The following is a 17,799-nucleotide window of genomic DNA, read 5'->3' as shown; positions in this document are numbered from 1 at the left end:
TAATGATGTCACCTTCTGCAGCCAATAGCGCAGCGGCCGCTGCGCCCGCCAGGATCGAATTCGACGATCCTCATGCCGGTATCGGAAACTTACAAGAAGCCGAAGTCTCGCGCGTGCGTACGCTGCGCGGGGCTTGGCGGTGGGCGCTGATCGTCGCGACCGCGGTGACGATCCTGCTGTGCATCAACCAGCAATTCACGCTGAGATTCTTCATCGGATACACCCAACTCAACACCGAATATTTCTATCTGCTGATCGCGTTGATGTTGCCGTTCACGTTCCTGATCTTTCCGAGTTCGGAACGCTCTCCGCTCGAGCGGATCCCGTGGTATGATGTCCTGCTCTTCATCCTGACGTTTGCCTCATCCATCGTGTTGATGCGCAGCGTCCGCAAGGCGGCTGAGGCCGGTTGGGAGTTCGGTGGCGCGCCGACCATCGTTTTCGTTGCGGGACTGGTGATGTGGGCCGTGCTCATGGAGGCCCTGCGCCGCACCGGCGGCTGGAGCCTTTTGCTGAGCGTGTTGCCGTTCACGGTCTATCCGCTGTTCGCGGACGCCAAATGGCTTGGCCCGTTCAGGGGAACGCAGTCGACGCTCGAACAGGCGACGTCCTACCACGTGCTTTCAGGTGAGAGCCTGCTCGGGATTCCGATTCAGGCGTTCGCCGATACCGTGATCGGCTTCCTGGTGTTCGGCACGGCGCTGATGATGACCGGCGCCGGCAAGTTCTTTATCAACCTGTCGTTTGCGATGTGCGGCACCTTTCGTGGCGGAGCCGCCAAGGTCTGCATCTTCGCTAGCGGCCTGCTCGGCATGATGTCCGGCTCGATCATTTCCAACGTGCTGACCGCCGGCACCATGACCATCCCGGTGATGAAGAAGAGCGGTTTCCGCGCCTCCTATGCCGCCGCGATCGAGGCTTGCGCCTCGACCGGCGCAGTGCTGGCACCGCCGGTGATGGGCGCAACCGCGTTCGTGATCGCCCAGTTCCTCAACGTCAGCTATGCCGAAGTTGCGGTCGCCGCGATCATTCCGGCGGTGCTCTACTATGCCGGCCTGTTCATGCAGGTGGACTCTTATGCCGCCCGGCATGGCCTGAAAGGCATTCCGCGCTCGGAATTGCCCAAGGTCATGGATACGATCAAGGACGGCTGGTACTACGTCTTCGTCATCGCGCTGCTGATCGTGATGCTGTTGTATTTCAAACGCGAGAGCCACGCGCCGTTCTATGCGACCGCACTGCTCCTGGTGCTGAACCAGCTGTTCTCCAAGGAGACCCGCTGGACGCTGACCACGATCAACAAATTTCTCGAGGTCAACGGACGCACTTTTGTCGAATTGGTCGGCATTCTCGCCGGCTGCGGGCTCCTGATCGGCGCGTTCTCGATGACCGGAGTGGTCTCCAGCCTCGCCAACGACCTGCTGCGGATCGCCGGCGATAATGCCTTCCTGCTGCTCGGCATGTGCGCCTTGACCAGCCTCGTTCTCGGGCTCGGGCTCACCACGACGGCCTGCTACATCTTCCTCGCCATCCTGGTGGCGCCGGCGCTGGAAAAGGTCGGCCTCAACAAGATGGCCGTGCACATGTTCATCTTCTATTGGGGCATGTTGTCGTCGATCACGCCGCCGGTGGCGATCGCCTCCTTTGCCGCGGCCGGTATAGCCGGCTCGCCGGCGATGAAAACGGGCTGGGAATCGATGTGGGTCGGCAGCATCATCTATTTCATTCCGTTCTTCTTCGTGATGAACCCCGCGCTGGTGCTGCAAGGCGCCAATCCGTACTTCGAAGGGCTTGGGTTGATGGCGCTGGCAGGCGTCGGCACGCTGTTCATCTGCGGCGGCATTCAAGGTTATCAGGCCTTCGTCGGCGACCTCAGAGGCGCCGGCACCCTGGAATGGCCGTTGCGGGTGCTGCTGGTGATCGGCGGCTTTGTGATCGCGACACCCGGCGGCGGTATTAATCCGCTGTCGCAAATCCAGATCACGCTGCTCGGTCTCGCTATCCTGGCGCCGACGGTCCTGGCTGCGCTGTTCTTGATACGCCGCCAAAGTCTGGCGCCGAACCAGTTGCGCGCTCCGTGATTGCGCGGCAAAACGGTGGTGATGAAAGTATCGCCCACCGGCGCCCCGGCCTGGACCAGCTCGAAACCGCCGTTGCTGCGGTTTCTCGACGGCTGTCACGCCGAATATCTGCCTGAGACCGGCGGGGCGGTCGCCGACTACATCCCTGAGCTCGGCAAGGCCGACCCTGCCCATTTTGGCATCAGCCTCGCGACCCTCGACGGCCATGTCTACGAGGTCGGCGATACGCAGGTCCCCTTCACCATCCAGTCGATGTCAAAGCCCTTTGTGTTCGCGCTGGCGCTGGACACGCTGGGCGCCGCGCGGGTGGAGAGCGTGATCGGCGTCGAGCCCTCGGGCGATCCCTTCAACTCGATCCGCCTCAACGCCGAGAACCACCCGTTCAATCCGATGGTCAACGCCGGCGCGATCGCCTGCTCCGGACTTATTTACGAGGCCAAGGGCGACGGCGCGTTCGGGTACATCAGGCAGGCGCTGGGCCGCTTCGCCGGCCGTGAGCTTGGCGTCGACGACGCCGTGTATTCGTCCGAGAGCCTGACCGGCGACCGCAACCGGGCGATCGGCTATCTCCTGCGCACCAACGCGGTCATCAGGGACAATGTCAGCTCGGTGCTGGAGGTCTATTTCCGGCAATGCGCGATCCTGGTCAACGCCCGCGACATCGCGGTGATGGCGGCGACATTGGCCAATCGCGGCATCAATCCGGTCACCGGCGAACAGGTGATGACGCCTTACGCGATCTCGCGCACGCTGTCGGTCATGACCAGTTCCGGCATGTATGACTATGCCGGCGAATGGATCTACCGCGTCGGCATCCCCGCCAAGAGCGGCGTCGGCGGCGGCATCCTCGCCGCCTTGCCGGCGCGGATCGGGCTCGGCAGCTATTCGCCCAAACTCGACAAGCACGGCAACAGCGTGCGCGGCATCAAGGTCTGCGAGGCGTTGTCGGCGCATTACGACCTGCACATGCTCAACCGCAGCGACAACGCGCGCAACGCCATCATTGCCGATTACGATATCGGCGAAAATCCGTCGCGGCGCAGCCGCCGCCCGCACGAGCAAACCATTCTCGCCGCCCACTATCAGGACGTCCGCGTCATCGAGTTGATGGGCACGCTGTCGCTATCGAATGTCGACTATATTGCGCGTCGGCTCGTGGCCAAGCCGCGCCCGCAATTCGTCATCTTTGATTTTCGTCGGGTCACGTCGATGACGCTGGCCGGTGCCCGCCTGCTGGCTGAGGAGTTCCAGGAACTGGCGGCCTATCAGGTCACCGTGATCGTGTCCGGCATCAAGCGGGCCGACGCGGAATGGCAGCCGATCGCGGAACGGACCGGCAGCCTGCCGAACATGCGGTACTATTTCCTGCTCGATGCCGCGATCGAATGGGCGGAAGACCAGGTGGTTTTTCGCCATGGCGGCTCGATCGATTTTTTCGAAACCACGGAACTGTCCGAACAACCGCTGCTGGCGGGATTGACGGACGAGGAACTGACCGATCTGGGGTCCCTCTGCGCCATCACGACCTATCAGCCTGGCGAAAAGATCATCGCCACCGGCGATCCCGCCACCTCGCTGTTTTTCCTCAGGAGCGGCGTGGTTCACGTCACCCTGCCCGACGGCATCCGGCTGGCGACGCTGACGGCGGGAATGCCGTTCGGCGAGATGGCGCTGCTGGAACCGCGGCGCTCCGCCGACGTGCTCGCCGATATGTCGGCGACCGCTTACGAGGTCCTGCTCCGCGATTTCGAACGTTTTCGTGAGCAGCATCCCCGTGCCGGCGAGCGGATCATGCGCAACCTCGCGCAATTGCTCGCCGACCGCCTGATCCTCGCCAATGCGAAGGTGAATTTGCTGACGTCGAATTAGGGCTTAGGTCTTGCCCCGCCCGCTTTTCTCCGCTGCCCGCCGCAAGGCTTCGGCGAGCGCACCGCCGCCGCCGGAATCCTGCGCCTTGCGCGGCGCCTGCGACGTCATCGATGCCTTGGAGTATTCGCGCATCTTGGTGTCCGACAGTTTTGGGCCCTTGTCGCCGACCTCGTCGTCGAGACGCAATGTCAGTGCGATGCGCTTGCGGGAGACCTCGACCTCCAGCACCTTGACCTTGACGATGTCGCCGGGCTTCACCACTTCGCGCGGATCCTTGATGAAGGTTTTCGACATCGCCGAGATGTGCACCAAGCCATCCTGGTGCACGCCGATATCGACGAAGGCGCCGAACGCCGCGACGTTGGTCACGGTGCCCTCGAGGATCATGCCGCGCTTGAGATCCTTGATCTCCTCGACGCCCTCCTTGAACACCGCGGCCTTGAAGGCCGGGCGCGGATCGCGGCCGGGCTTTTCCAGCTCGCGCAGGATGTCGGTTACCGTGGGCAGACCGAACGTGTCGTCGACGAAATTTTGCGGCTTCAACTGGCGCACGATCTCGGCATTGCCGATCAGCGCCTTGATGTCGCTCTTGGTCGCGGTCAAAATCTTGCGCACCACCGGGTAGGCTTCCGGATGCACGCCGGAGGCATCGAGCGGATCCTCGCCGCCCTGGATGCGCAGGAAGCCGGCGCACTGCTCGAACGCCTTCGGGCCGAGCCGCGGCACTTCCTTCAGCCCCTTGCGCGACTTGAACGGACCGTTGGCGTCGCGGTGCTGCACTATGCTTTGCGCCAGCCCAGCGCCGATGCCCGACACCCGCGCCAGCAGCGGCGCGGACGCGGTGTTGGCGTCGACACCAACCGCGTTGACGCAGTCTTCGACCACGGCATCGAGCGAACGCGCCAGCTTGGATTCGCCGAGATCATGCTGGTATTGCCCGACACCGATCGCCTTGGGATCGATCTTCACCAGCTCAGCCAAGGGATCCTGCAGCCGCCGCGCGATCGAGACCGCACCGCGCAGGGTGACGTCGAGTTCCGGCAATTCCTCGGACGCAAAGGCCGAGGCCGAATAGACGGAAGCCCCCGCCTCCGACACCACGATCTTCGACATGTTCAGGTCCGGCAGCAGCTTGACCAGCTCAGTCGCGAGCTTGTCGGTCTCACGCGACGCGGTGCCGTTGCCGATCGCGATCAGATCGACGCGGTGCGCGACCGCGAGCTTGCCAAGCGTCGCCAGCGTCGCGTCCCACTGCCGCTGCGGCTCGTGCGGATAGACCGCCGTGGTGGCCACCACCTTGCCGGTGGCATCGACGACCGCGACCTTGACACCGGACCGGTAGCCGGGATCGAGACCCATGGTGACACGGGCGCCGGCAGGCGCGGCCAACAGCAGGTCGCGCAAATTCGAGGCGAACACCCGCACGCCTTCGGTTTCGGCATTGGTCCACAGCCGCATGCGCAGGTCGATGTTGAGATGCACCTGGATCTTGGTGCGCCACGCCCAGCGCGCGGTCTCGACCAGCCAGCGGTCGCCGGGGCGGCCCTGATCCGAAATCAGGAAGCGCTGCATGATCTTTAGCTCATACGCGCTCGGCACGTTGGCGACCGGGACCTGCGCGTCGGGCAATATCTGCAGCTCGAGGATTTCCTCCTTTTCGCCGCGGAACAGCGCGAGGATGCGGTGCGACGGCAGCTTGTGGAGGGCTCCGTTGTATTCGAAATAGTCCTTGAACTTCTCGCCTTCGAGTTTCTTGCCCTTGCGCACAGTCGAGGTCATTACCCCATTCGACCACATCTCCTCGCGCAGCTTGCCGATCAGGTCGGCGTCCTCGGCGAACCGTTCCACCAAAATCGCGCGCGCGCCCTCGAGCGCCGCCGCGACGTCGGCCACCTGCTTTTCGGCATCGACGAATCCGGCGGCCACCACCTGCGGATCGTTTTGCGGCTGCGTCAGCAGCAGTTCGGATAGCGGTTCAAGCCCGGCTTCCCTGGCAATCTCCGCCTTGGTGCGGCGCTTCGGCTTGAACGGCAGATAGATGTCCTCCAGCCGCCCCTTGCTGTCGGCGGTCATGATCGCGGCTTCCAGCGCGGCATCGAGCTTGCCCTGCTCGCGGACCGAATTGAGGATCGCGACGCGGCGCTCTTCAAGCTCACGGAGATAGGTCAGGCGCTCTTCCAGGGTGCGCAATTGCGCGTCATCGAGCCCGCCGGTGATTTCCTTGCGGTAGCGCGCCACGAACGGGACCGTGGCGCCGCCGTCGAGCAACGTGACCGTCGCCTCGATCTGCTGCTCGCGAACGCCAAGCTCTTCTGCGATCTGTCGATTGATGTTTGCCACGCAACCTCTTTCCAGACTGGCCGCGGCGGAATGATGGCCGCGGGACGCCGCTTATGGACTACCACGGATCGATTCATCAACCCGCCAGGGCGGCGGAAACGCAAAGAAATTGATCTGTGGATCAGCGATCCCGGATGCCGAAATCGTTGGGTCAAGTCCTTATTTGCGGGCCAATATATGTGTGGATCGACGGCCCGGTAATGTGTAGACGGACGCTTCCCTGGGGAGCGTCCATGTCCATTTGCGGTCTAGATTTCGGAACGTCGAACACGACGCTCGGCACCATCGAAGGCGAGGCGCCGGTCCTGGCGGAGCTGGAAGCCGGGCACACCACGATTCCCAGCGCGATCTTCTATGAGGTGGATGGCGCCGTCCTGATCGGCCGCAAGGCCATCGCCGCCTATGTCGACGGCGCCCCGGGCCGCCTGATGCGCAGCCTCAAATCGGTGCTCGGAACCTCGCTGATCGACGAGACCACCCGGCTCGGGCGCCAGCGGACCGGCTTTCGCGACGTGATCGCCTATTACCTCGGCGCGGTGAAGCGGCGCGCGGAACAGGCTACCGGCCTCGAACTGCGCGATGTCGTGCACGGCCGCCCCGTGCATTTCGTCGACAATGCGCCGGACGCCGACCGCAAGGCGGAAGAGACGCTGCGCCTGATCGCGCGAGAAGTCGGCTTCGACGACGTCACCTTCCAGTTCGAGCCGATCGCTGCGGCGCTGGATTATGAGCGCCAGATCGACAGCGAAGAAGTCGCCCTGATCGCCGATATCGGCGGCGGCACGTCGGACTTTTCGATCGTGCGGCTCGGGCCCGAACGCCACGCCAAGGCCAACCGTTCAAGCGACATTCTCGCCAATGACGGCGTACGGATCGGCGGCACCGATTTCGACCGCCAGCTCAGCCTCGGCGTCGTGATGCCGCTGTTCGGCTTCGGCAGCGCCATGAGCCGTGCCGGGCTCGACGTGCCCTCGAGCTATTTCCATGACCTGGCCACCTGGTCGAGCATCAACCGCATGTATGAGCCGCGCGTGCTCGCGGACATCCGCCAGGTCCGGCGCGAGGCCAGCGAGCCTGAATTGCTCGACCGGCTGGCGCGCGTGGTCGAGGAACAGCGCGGCCACACGCTGTTGATGGAAGTCGAGGAAGCCAAGATCGCCCTGTCGGACAAGCACCGTGCCGACATTCCGCTGGAATGGGTGATGCCCGGCCTCAATGCTGGCATCAGCCGCCCCGATCTGGTCAGCCATACCGGTCAACTGGCCGAGCGTATCGCCGCCCGCATCAGGAACTGCCTCACGCAGGCCGGGCTTGGGCCTGAGGATATCGACGCTGTATTCCTGACCGGTGGTTCGGTGCAGCTCGCCCATGTCCGCAATGCTATCAGGAAGGCGGTGCCGGCGGCCCGCCTCGTCGAAGGCGACACGTTTGGCGCGGTCGGCAAGGGGCTGACACTGGAGGCGCTGCGGCGCTACGGGCCGCGGGCCTGAAATCATCCCACCGCAGGCCGCCGCCATTCCATCACGACGAACCAGGGCACCCGTCGAGCCCGTTCCTGATGCGCGGGGTCGCCGGACAACGGTCCGGGCTCCGCGAAAAACGTCAGCTGCAGGCCGCTTTCGAGCAAAGCCGTCATGTAGGCGGCAAGCGGCCGGTGCCAGTTCTGGATGCGTATTCCCGCCCATTCGAACCAGAATGGAAACTCTTCGAGGTAGCGATCGACGGGAAAGTGAAGATGCCGTCCTTCCGCATCTTTCACCCACCCCCGATCGGCGCTGGCTGATGTGAAGCCGGTGAGATTTGCGATCAGCAGCGAGCCGCCGGATTTCAGAACCCTGGCCATCTCGTTGATCGCCGTTCTGAAATCGACGATATCGATCAGCGTGAGGTAGCTGACAACGAGATCGAAGCTTGCCGCCTCGAATTCGAGCTGCTCGGCATTACCGGACCGGTAGTCGCCGGACGGATCGCGCTGCCTTGCTACCTCAAGCAGTTGACGGGTCGGATCGATCCCGGTCGCGGCGATGCCGGCGGCCTTCAGCATCCTGCAGAAGCGGCCCTCGCCGCAGCCCACATCCAGCGCACGCCCGAACCCGCCCGCCGCCACGCGGCTGAGCATGACCGGATCGAGCACGTGCTCGCGGCCCCAATCTCCGCGCTCGCCCATGGAGTCGATCCAGGCTTGCGCTGAAAGCTCCCATCCGTTGCTCATGAGAACGTCCACATGTGAAAGACTGGAGCGCGCCTGGAGGAATCAGGAAACCACTTCCGTGACCGGCTGCAGGTCGATGGCAAAGGTTTCCAGAAACTTCGACGTCATGATGTAGAAGCCAACCGAAAGCTGCAACTCGACCAGCGCGGCCGGCGTCAGCTTCGAAGCGATGGCGTTGAAGGTCGCATCGGTCGGCTTGTGCAGCTTGACGATCTCGTCGGTGAAAGCGAGCGCCGCGCGCTGCACCTCATTGAAGCATGTGGCCGACTGCCAGTTTTCCAACGCCTCGTTCTGCTCGTCGGTGACGCCAACGTTCTTGCCGATGCGCTTGTGCGCGACGATCTCATACGGCGCCTCGCACAGGATTCCGGTGCGGGTGATGGCAAGTTCGCGCACGACCGGATCGAGCTCACCCTTGTGCCTGATGGCGCCGCCCAGCCGGCAATATTGCTCGAAATAGCTCGGCGAATGCGCCATCATTCTGAAAATATTGGCATTGCGGTTCTTGCCGAGGATTTCGCGGGTACGATCGTTGTGTTTAGCGGGATCGCTGTATTCGATGCGGGCCATTTCTCACCTTGTTTTCTTTGATTTTGCAGGCGGATCATGCCTTGCGGCTCCCGGCGGATCAACCAGGCGATGCTCGGAAATCGCCACCACGCGCGCAAAATCCGGCTGCGCCTGAGCCAAAATGCCGCCGCATTGCTGTTCGAACTTGGCACGGTCGATATTCGCTGAGTGGGGACTCAATCAAAGCGAATACTCGTCGCGGGGTGTTCCGAGTAAAAATCATAGACCGTCCAGCGTGCTTGTCACGCAGCGATGAGTCATGCCCGAGTCTAGGGAGAAAGCATGAAGCAAGCCACCAAAAGGGCGGCCTCGGAGGCGCTTGCGCAAATGCTGGCGGTGACGGCAATGCTCGTCATCGCCAGCGTCATCTTCTACGCGCGGTGAAACCGCGCGCTTTGTGTGTAGAAGCGTTACGAAGCAATCCAGAAAACATCCGTTCCGCGTCACTCTGGATTGCTTCGGAGCTTTGCAGCTTCATTTCTCTTTTGCAAAATATGGAACCAGCCGCCCGGCGAATGGCTGAAAGGTCGCGCTGACCTGATCGCCAATGGCCAGATCGTGGTCGCCATGGGTCATCATGCGAAAGCCTTCCGGCGTATCGACCAGCAAAATATTGTAGGGAACGTGCGCGCGGGTCTCCGGCGTTGCGGCGCGGCATACCAGCGAGGTCGCGTAGACCGTCCCTCTCCCACTTGCGGATTTCTCCACCGGATCAGGCGCGCCACAGGCTGCGCAAAAGCTGCGACGGAAATATTGCACTTTCCCGCAAGCGGCACAGGATTGGTAGACGATGCCTTCGCCGCCCTTGGTCCAATCCGCGTTCATCGCACCCGCTCCAGGAACATGCTGACATGCGACGACAGCACGCCGCCGTCGCCGTGCAATAGCGCGATCGAGGCATCGCGGACCTGGCGATTTTCAGCGCGCCCCGTCATCTGCAGATGGGTTTCGACCAGATGCGCCATCGCACCGCCGACGCCGCAATGGCCGTAACTCAGCAGACCGCCATGGGTGTTCAGCGGCACCTCGCCGTCGCGGCCAAAATACCCTGCCCGCACCTTTGCTGCCGCTTCGCCGCGTTTGGCAAGGCCGAGATCCTCCAGCAGCATCGCCAGCGTGATGGTGAAACTGTCGTAGACCGCGGCATAGCGCACGTCGGAGATCGCAATGCCGGATGCGGCTTTGGCTTTCGCGATCGAAATCTCGGCGCCGAGCTCGCTCAAGGCGGGCGCCGCGGTGACATGCTGATGGGTATGTGCCTGGGCGGCGCCACGCACCTTAACGCCGGCTGAACCTGTGCGCTCGCGGCTGATCACAAACGCCGCGCCGCCATCGGACACCGGGCAGCAGTCGAGCAGCTTAAGCGGCATCGCCACCGGCTTCGACGCCATCACGTCGGCGACCGTGATCGCCTCATGGAATTGGGCGCCGGGATGGGTCAGCGCGTGCGCGCGCATCAGCACCGCGAATTCGGCGAGATCTTCCTGGGTGACGCCGTATTCGTGCATGTAGCGCGACGCGACGAGGCCGTAATAGGCCGGGATCGTCGGACCCAGCGTCACCTCATAGTCGGGGTGGCCGACCTGCGCCAGCGCCTGAATCGAGGCGTCACGGCTTTGCCCCGTCAGGCGGTTTTCCCCGCCGGCCACCAGCACATGTTTTGCGATACCGGCATCGACCAAATGATGCGCCAGCATGGTCATCGCGAGCCCGGTGGCGCCGCCGACCTGCACGGCGTGGGCGTAGGACGGCTGGATGCCGAAATGCTCGGCAAACACGGTCGCCAGCATGATGTGCGGCGAAACCGTTGAGTAGCCGCAGAGGATGCCGTCGATCTCGGAGCGCTTCAGCCCGGCATCTGCAATTGCCATCTCCGCTGCCTTGCTCATGAGATCGAGCGAGGACGAGCCTTCGTGCTTGCCGTAGGATGTCAGTCCGACGCCGGTGATGAAGCTCATGGTGACAACCGCCCCATCGTCATTCCGGGGCGCGCGAAGCGCGAGCCCGGAATCCATTTCGCCGCTATCGCCTCTGGATCGATGGACTCCGGGCCCGCGCCAAGTGGCGCGTCCCGGAATGACGAGGAGAGAGGCCTGGAATTCATCTTCAATACGACTTCGGCAGGCCCAGCACCTTCTCGGCGATAAAACTGAGAATGAGCTGCGGGCTGATCGGGGCGATGCGCGGGATCAAAGATTCTCGCAAGTAACGCTCGACGTGATATTCCTTGGCGTAGCCGAAACCGCCATGAGTCATGACGGCCTGCTCGCAGGCATGGAAGCCGGCTTCGGCCGCGAGATATTTGGCGGCATTGGCGGCCGGGCCGCACGACATGCCCTGGTCGTATTGCCAGCCGGCCGAAAGCACCATCAGCCACGCGGCTTCCAGCTCCATCCAGTTCTTGGCGAGCGGATGCTGGATACCCTGGTTCATGCCGATCGGGCGGTTGAACACGATGCGGTTCTTGGCATAGGCCGACGCCCGCGACAGCGCGACCTGGCCAAGCCCGACGGCTTCGGCCGCGATCAGGATGCGCTCGGGATTCATGCCGTGCAGGATATACTCGAAGCCGCGACCCTCCTCGCCGAGGCGATCCTCGACCGGGATTTCAAAGTTCTCGAAGAACAGTTCGTTGGAATCGACGGGCTTGCGCCCCATCTTCTCGATCTCGTGCACGGCGACGCGCTGCTTGTCGAAATCCGTATAGAACAGGCTCAGCCCCTGCGTCGGTGTTTTCACCTCTTCCAGCGGCGTGGTGCGCGCCAGCAGGAGGATCTTGTTGGCGACCTGGGCGGTCGATATCCAGACCTTCTGACCGTTGACGATATATTTGTCGCCCTTGCGCACGGCACGGGTTTTCAGCTGCGTGGTGTTGAGCCCGGTATTGGGCTCGGTCACCGCAAAGCAGGATTTGTCGCGGCCGTCGATGATCGGCGGCAGCATGCGCGTGCATTGCTCCTTGGTGCCGAACACGACCACCGGATTGAGGCCGAACACGTTCATGTGCACCGCCGACGCGCCCGACATGCCGGCGCCCGACTCCGATATCGTGCGCATCATGATCGCGGCATCGGTGATGCCGAGCCCCGATCCGCCATATTCCTCAGGGATGCAGATGCCGAGCCAGCCGGCATCGGCCAGCGCGCGGTGGAAATCGGCGGGATAGCCGCCTTCCTTGTCCTTCTTCAGCCAATAGGCGTCGTCAAAGCGCGAGCAGATTTTCCCGATCGCGTCGCGGATCGATTCCTGGTTGGCCGACAGCGCGAAATCCATGGTCTCAGTCCTTAGGTGTTTGATACGGCCTTGGTGACGCCGTCGCGAACCAGGGCGGCAATCTCGTCTGCCGAAAAACCTGCTTCCTGCAGAATCTCGGCGCTGTGTTCGCTGAGGCGCGGCGCCAGCCGCGTCATCTCCACCGGCGTCTCCGACCACCGCGCCGAGGAGCGCATGTTGCGAATACGTCCCTCGGTCGGATGATCGGTCACAGGCGCGAAATCGGTCGCGACGATGTGCGGATCCTGCAGCAGGCTTTCGAGGTCATGCATCGGCATGACAGGCACGTCGGCCTTCTCGAGAATGGCGGTCCACTCGGCCGTGGACTTGGTCTCGAGAATGCGCGCCAGCTCGGCATACACCGTGTCGATGTTGGCGGCGCGGCCGGCAAAGGTCGCGAATTTGGGATTGGTGCGAAGATCGTCGCGGCCGGTGGCGGCGAAGAAATTCGTCCACTGCTTGTCGTTGTAGACGATCACGCAGATGTAGCCGTCGGACGTCTTGTAGGGCCGCCGGTCCGGCGACAGATGCCGGGCGTAGCCGCCCTTGTCGAGCGGCGGCTCATAAGTGAGCCCGCCCATATGATCGCCCATCACAAAACTCGCCATCGTCTCGAACATCGGGATGTCGACGCGCTGGCCGCGCCCGGTGCGGTCGCGATCCACAAGACTGGCGCAGATCGCACCGACCGCGGTGAGACCGACGATGCGGTCGACCAAAGCATTCGGAACATAACGCGGCACGCCGTCGCCGGTCTGCGCCATCAGCGCCGGCAGCGCGGTGGCCCCCTGGATCAGATCGTCATAAGCGGGTTTGGCGGCATAAGGCCCGTCCTGACCAAAACCGAACACGCCGGCATAGATCAGGCGCGGGTTGGTTTTCGAGACCACGTCGTAGCCGAGCTGCAGCCGCGCCATCGCCTGCGGGCGCACATTGTAGACCAGCACGTCGGCCTGCGCGATCAGCCGCAGCACGGCATCGCGGCCGGCCGGCTTTTTCAGGTCGAGGCAGATGCTGCGCTTGTTGCGGTTGGTGTTGAGGAACACCGGCCCCATGCCGGGATGCCGCGTCGGCCCGATCTGCCGCGTGACGTCGCCATCATGCGATTCCACCTTGATGATGTCGGCGCCGTAATCGCCGAGCGTCTGGGTGGCAAAGGGCCCCATCAGCACGGACGTCATGTCGACGACCTTGATGCCTTTCAGTGGTCCCATGCCCAATTCGCTCCCGGATGTCGTTTATTCCCCATCTAGTAACGGCAGGGTGAAACGAAGAGCAAGGGCGTCCGGCGTATGGACGTATGCATGGCGGGGCTCGATACTTCGGGTCGTCCCGGCCTCGAGCCGGGACCCATACCGCGTTGTACTATCGATTGGGTAAGGTGGCTGACACCTTTTGCACCAACAACGTTCGGTGGCTATGGGTCCCGGCTCAAGGCCGGGACGACAAACTTACTTCCCCGGCTCCAGCACCGAGACGTAATTCGCCACCGCGGCGCCGCCCATGTTGAAGATGCCGGCGAGCTTTGGATTCTTCAGCTGCATGCCCTCGGGCGCCTGACCGGTCAGCTGCATCGCGCTCATCACATGCATGGAGACGCCGGTGGCGCCGATCGGATGGCCTTTGGCCTTGAGGCCGCCAGACGGGTTGACCGGCAGCTTGCCGTCCTTCTGTGTCCAGCCTTCTTTGATAGCGCGGGCGCCCTGCCCGCGCGGCGTCAGGCCCATCGCTTCATATTCGATCAACTCGGCGACGGTGAAGCAGTCATGGGTTTCGACGAACGACAGATCGGAAAGGCTGACGCCGGCCTGCTGCAGCGCGCGCTGCCAGGCGACCGTGCAACCTTCGAACTGCAGGATGTCGCGCTTGGACATCGGCAGGAAATCCTGCGCGTGCGCGGTGGCGCGGAAATTCACCGCCTTGCCCATGGTCTTGGCGGTCTCCGAATCCGTCAGCACCAATGCTGCTGCGCCATCCGACACCAGCGAGCAATCGGTGCGCTTCAAGGGGCCCGCGACGAACGGGTTCTTCTCGCTCTCGGCACGGCAGAACTCATAGCCAAAGTCCTTGCGCATCTGCGCGTAAGGATTCGCAACGCCGTTCTTGTGGTTCTTCGCCGCGATCATCGCCAGCGCATCGGACTGGTCGCCATATTTCTGGAAATAGCTCTGCGCGATCTTGCCGAACACCCCGGCAAAACCGCCGACGGTGTCGCCGTCCTCGGGCAGATACGACGCTTTCAGGAGATACTTGCCGATCTCCGGACCCGGCGTGCGCGTCATCTGCTCGACGCCGACCACCAGCACGATCTTGGCCGCGCCTGCGGCAATCGCGCGGATGCCCTGATGCACCGCGGCCGAGCCGGTGGCGCAGGCATTCTCCACCCGCGTGGTCGGCTTGAAGCGCAATTTGGGGTCGGCCTGCAGCACCAGCGAGGCGGTAAAATCCTGCGGTGAGAAGCCGGCATTGAAATGCCCGAGCACGATCTCGTCGACATCGCCAGCAGAAATGCCGGCATCGGCCAATGCGTCGGTCGCGACTTTCACCACCAGGCTTTCCACGGTCTCCGCGTCGAACTTGCCGAATGGCGTGTGCGCCCATCCCACGATGCTGGCTGTCATGGTCGTTCTCCCTGTTCCGGTTCGGACGGTTTTGTACCCTATCGGAAAAAATACTTCACGCCGGTTTCAGCGTTTTCATCGCCCGCGCGCACATGGCTGAAATGCCGGCCCAGTTGCCGGACCGGATATCCGCCGCCGGGCAGAGCCAGGAACCGCCCACGGCCAGCACGTTCGGCTCGGCCAGCCACGCCGCGGCGTTGGCCTCGCCAATGCCGCCGGTCGGGCAAACCCGAATATGCGGAAACGGACCTGCGAGCGCACGCAGTGCCTTGATACCGCCGGACTGTTCCGCCGGGAAGAATTTGACGAGATCGAGCCCGTGCGCCAGCGCCTGCATCAGTTCGGACGCAGTCGCGATACCCGGCGCAAACGGCAGGTCGCTGGCCGCAGCAGCCTTCAGCAGTTCGGGCGTCGCACCCGGGCTGATGCCGAATTTGGCGCCGAGCGCCTCAGTTCGCTTGAGATCATCGCCGTTCAGGATGGTGCCGATCCCGACGATGGCGTCCGGCACCTCCGCGATCATGGCCTTGGCGGCCTCGATCGCTACCGGCGTACGCAGCGTCACTTCCAGCACGCGCACGCCCCCGGCAACCAGCGCCCTGGCCAGCGGCACCGCGTGTTCCAGCCGCTCAATGGTGAGCACCGGGATGACGGTGGCGGACTTCACCAAGTCAGCGAGCTTTTCCTGCCTTGCTGTTACATTCACGCTCATAGGGACGCCTTGCGAGAGGTTGCTGGTGTGCCAACGATATCAGGCCGGCATCGCGTTGCGCGGAATAATCGCGCCGGGGTGACATACCACAACGCCGGCAAGACGGTGCCCGGCCCGCGCGGCCTCAACCGGCCCGGCACCCGCAAGCCGTGCGGCGATGTAGGCGGCTGCAAAACTGTCGCCGGCCGCGGTGGTATCCACGACGGGTTTCGTCAGTGGCTCGGCCCGGGTCCGATGCAAAACGCCGTCGAGACGAAGGATGCTCGCGGGTTCGGAAAGTTTTAGCACCACCTCCCCGCCCGGAATGCGCGCCAGCAGATCCTCGTTGGTTTCGCCGGGATAGAGCGGTAGCAAATCCTCGGACGAGGCCAAGACGATATCGGCGAGATCGAATGCGTCCTGATAAACGGTGCGGGCTATCTCCAGATCCGGCCAGCCGCGGGCGCGGAAGTTGGTATCGAAGGCAAAACGCGCGCCGCTTTCCCGCGCGCGCTTGATCCCCGAGAACAACCGCCCGCGACCGGCGTCGTTGTAAAGCGACAGCGTGATCGCCGAGAGGTAGACGATGTCGTAACTCGCGAGCGACTCCAGGATATCCGCTGTCTCCGGCAGATCCATCAGGCTGCGTGCGGCGGCGCTCTCGCGCCAGTGAAAGAAACGACGCTCGCCCTTGTCGTCGGTCTGGATCATGTAGAGGCCCGGCAATTTGCCTGGCAACTGCGACACACGCGTGGTGCCGACCCCCTCCGCGGCCCATCCCGCAATCATCTCGTCGCTGAGCGTATCGTCGCCGAGCGCGGTGATGTAATCCGTGCCGGCGCCAAGCCGGGCAAGATAAACGGCGGTATTCAGCGTGTCGCCGCCATAGCCACGCGAAAACAGGCCGCCCTTGGCCTGTTTCAGCTCGACCATGCATTCGCCGATGCAGGCTACCCCGGTCATGACCGCATCCATGCGGCAGCGCTTATCGACACGTCAGGCCGCGAATTTGCCGCCGAGTTCATCTGCGATGTGAATCCGGATGATGTCATCAAACGTCTTCTCGGCCGTGGTGAAGCCGAGCTTGAGCGCGCGGTCGGTGACGAAATCGCGCGGCCAGCCGCTCACGATACTGATGATGGTCGGATCGGGCACCCGCTTGATGCGCGCGGTGACGTTCTTGCCGGCAACGCGATCAAGCGCTGCGATCTGTTCGCCGACGGTCACCGACATCCCGGGCATGCTGAGATTGCGCCGCGCGCCCATCGCATTGAGGTCCATGGTGCCCGCGTGCATGAGAAAGCCGACCGCCGATTTCGGCGAGGCATGCCAGTGCCGCACGTCTTCGGTCACCGGCAGCACCGCCTCCTCGCCCGCCAACGGCTCGCGGATGATGTTGGAGAAGAATCCAGACGCCGCCTTGTTCGGCTTGCCCGGCCGCACGCAGATCGTCGGCAGGCGGATGCTGATGCCGTCGAGCAGGCCTTTGCGGGTGTAGTCGTTGATCAGGAGTTCGCAGATCGACTTCTGGGTGCCGTAGCTCGTCAATGGCGTATGGAAGAACTCGTCGCCGATCTTCTCTGGGAACGGCGCGCCGAACACCGCGATCGAGGACGTGAACACCAGCCGCGGCTTGTAGCCGCCGCCGATCGCACGGATCGCGTCGATCAGGTAGCGGGTGCCGTCGAGATTGATCCGGTAGCCCTTGTCGAATTCGGCCTCCGCCTCGCCCGACACGATGGCGGCGAGATGGAAGATCACGTCAGGCCGTTCGGCGATCAGCGGCGCGGCGGCGCCGGCATCGGCAAAATCGGAGGCAACGACGTTGACCGGGATCGAGCTGGCCGGCTTGGTGGGTGCCACCACGTCCTGCAGCGTCATGCGGGTGATGTCTTGCTTGCCGAGGCGGCCGTCGCGCAGCAGTTGCTCGGTCAGCTTGCGGCCGACCATGCCGGCGGCACCCAGAATAAGAATGTGCAAGACCTACTCCTTTTTCATTATTGGTCGTCCCGGCCTTGAGCCGGGACCCACACGCCGCGGCCGATGTGACTGAGACGAAATGGTTGACGACTTCGTTTCAACGATTGCTGCCGGTGGTTATGGGTCCCTGCTTCGGAGCGCAATTGCGCCCTAGGCCGGGAC

14 protein-coding genes and 1 pseudogene are annotated in these 17,799 nt (G+C 63.4%); 4 read left to right on the top strand and 11 right to left on the bottom strand.

The annotated features are described in order from the left end of the window. The first annotated feature begins 5 nt into the window (after window positions 1-5). Together JQ558_RS17475 and glsA are read left to right on the top strand one after the other, a co-directional pair. Window positions 6-2,081: a TRAP transporter permease gene (locus JQ558_RS17475; RefSeq protein ID WP_212207851.1), complete on the top strand. Its 2,076-nt coding sequence runs from the start codon at window positions 6-8 to the stop codon at window positions 2,079-2,081. Between the two features lie 21 nt (window positions 2,082-2,102). Beyond that, on the top strand, window positions 2,103-3,950 hold the full coding sequence (gene glsA, locus JQ558_RS17470) for a glutaminase A (RefSeq protein ID WP_212272680.1): 1,848 nt from the start codon (window positions 2,103-2,105) through the stop codon (window positions 3,948-3,950). 3 nt (window positions 3,951-3,953) lie between these two features. On the opposite strand, the gene JQ558_RS17465 is transcribed toward glsA, so the two are convergent. Continuing rightward, a complete protein-coding gene (locus JQ558_RS17465) occupies window positions 3,954-6,290 on the bottom strand; it encodes a Tex family protein (protein WP_212294379.1) in 2,337 nt (778 codons plus the stop codon). 233 nt (window positions 6,291-6,523) lie between these two features. Here JQ558_RS17465 and JQ558_RS17460 point away from each other — a divergent pair, with 233 nt between their 5' ends. Next, entirely contained in the window at window positions 6,524-7,780 is a 1,257-nt protein-coding gene (locus JQ558_RS17460) for an Hsp70 family protein (RefSeq protein WP_212294378.1), read from the top strand. 2 nt (window positions 7,781-7,782) lie between these two features. Here the strand turns inward: JQ558_RS17460 and JQ558_RS17455 are convergent, their stop codons facing one another. Together JQ558_RS17455 and JQ558_RS17450 are read right to left on the bottom strand one after the other, a co-directional pair. Beyond that, complete coding sequence (locus tag JQ558_RS17455) at window positions 7,783-8,502, bottom strand: class I SAM-dependent methyltransferase (protein WP_212294377.1); 720 nt, start codon at window positions 8,500-8,502, stop codon at window positions 7,783-7,785. Window positions 8,503-8,544: 42 nt separating this feature from the next. Beyond that, window positions 8,545-9,072, bottom strand: a complete 528-nt coding sequence (locus JQ558_RS17450; protein WP_212207846.1) for a carboxymuconolactone decarboxylase family protein — start codon at window positions 9,070-9,072, stop codon at window positions 8,545-8,547. Between the two features lie 36 nt (window positions 9,073-9,108). Between JQ558_RS17450 and JQ558_RS37875 the strand changes: the two genes are divergently transcribed. After that, complete coding sequence (locus tag JQ558_RS37875) at window positions 9,109-9,240, top strand: hypothetical protein (protein ID WP_283814180.1); 132 nt, start codon at window positions 9,109-9,111, stop codon at window positions 9,238-9,240. A gap of 306 nt (window positions 9,241-9,546) precedes the next feature. Here the strand turns inward: JQ558_RS37875 and JQ558_RS17445 are convergent, their stop codons facing one another. The 8 genes and pseudogenes from JQ558_RS17445 to denD all read right to left on the bottom strand — a co-directional run bounded on the left by JQ558_RS17445 (window position 9,547) and on the right by denD (window position 17,637). Further along, a complete protein-coding gene (locus JQ558_RS17445) occupies window positions 9,547-9,897 on the bottom strand; it encodes a Zn-ribbon domain-containing OB-fold protein (protein WP_212294376.1) in 351 nt (116 codons plus the stop codon). Then, the gene (locus tag JQ558_RS17440) at window positions 9,894-11,030 is read right to left on the bottom strand and encodes a thiolase family protein (RefSeq protein ID WP_212294375.1); all 1,137 of its coding nucleotides are present in this window, start codon (window positions 11,028-11,030) and stop codon (window positions 9,894-9,896) included. The genes JQ558_RS17445 and JQ558_RS17440 overlap by 4 nt, the downstream gene beginning before the upstream one ends. Window positions 11,031-11,178: 148 nt before the next feature. Then, complete coding sequence (locus JQ558_RS17435) at window positions 11,179-12,345, bottom strand: acyl-CoA dehydrogenase family protein (protein WP_212294374.1); 1,167 nt, start codon at window positions 12,343-12,345, stop codon at window positions 11,179-11,181. A gap of 11 nt (window positions 12,346-12,356) precedes the next feature. Continuing rightward, on the bottom strand, window positions 12,357-13,559 hold the full coding sequence (locus JQ558_RS17430; RefSeq protein WP_212294373.1) for a CaiB/BaiF CoA-transferase family protein: 1,203 nt from the start codon (window positions 13,557-13,559) through the stop codon (window positions 12,357-12,359). A gap of 237 nt (window positions 13,560-13,796) precedes the next feature. Continuing rightward, window positions 13,797-14,966, bottom strand: coding sequence for an acetyl-CoA acetyltransferase (locus tag JQ558_RS17425; protein WP_212207841.1), 1,170 nt, complete (start codon window positions 14,964-14,966; stop codon window positions 13,797-13,799). 55 nt (window positions 14,967-15,021) lie between these two features. Then, the gene (eda, locus tag JQ558_RS17420) at window positions 15,022-15,672 is read right to left on the bottom strand and encodes a bifunctional 4-hydroxy-2-oxoglutarate aldolase/2-dehydro-3-deoxy-phosphogluconate aldolase (protein WP_312014704.1); all 651 of its coding nucleotides are present in this window, start codon (window positions 15,670-15,672) and stop codon (window positions 15,022-15,024) included. 2 nt (window positions 15,673-15,674) lie between these two features. Further along, a pseudogene (locus tag JQ558_RS17415) lies at window positions 15,675-16,620 on the bottom strand (sugar kinase). A 33-nt stretch (window positions 16,621-16,653) separates the two neighbouring features. Further along, window positions 16,654-17,637, bottom strand: coding sequence for a D-erythronate dehydrogenase (denD, locus tag JQ558_RS17410; RefSeq protein WP_212207838.1), 984 nt, complete (start codon window positions 17,635-17,637; stop codon window positions 16,654-16,656). Between the last annotated feature and the right edge of the window lie 162 nt (window positions 17,638-17,799).

This window comes from Bradyrhizobium sp. AUGA SZCCT0160 (assembly GCF_018130105.1).
Taxonomy (GTDB): domain Bacteria; phylum Pseudomonadota; class Alphaproteobacteria; order Rhizobiales; family Xanthobacteraceae; genus Bradyrhizobium.
This window is presented reverse-complemented; position numbering and strand designations above follow the sequence as displayed.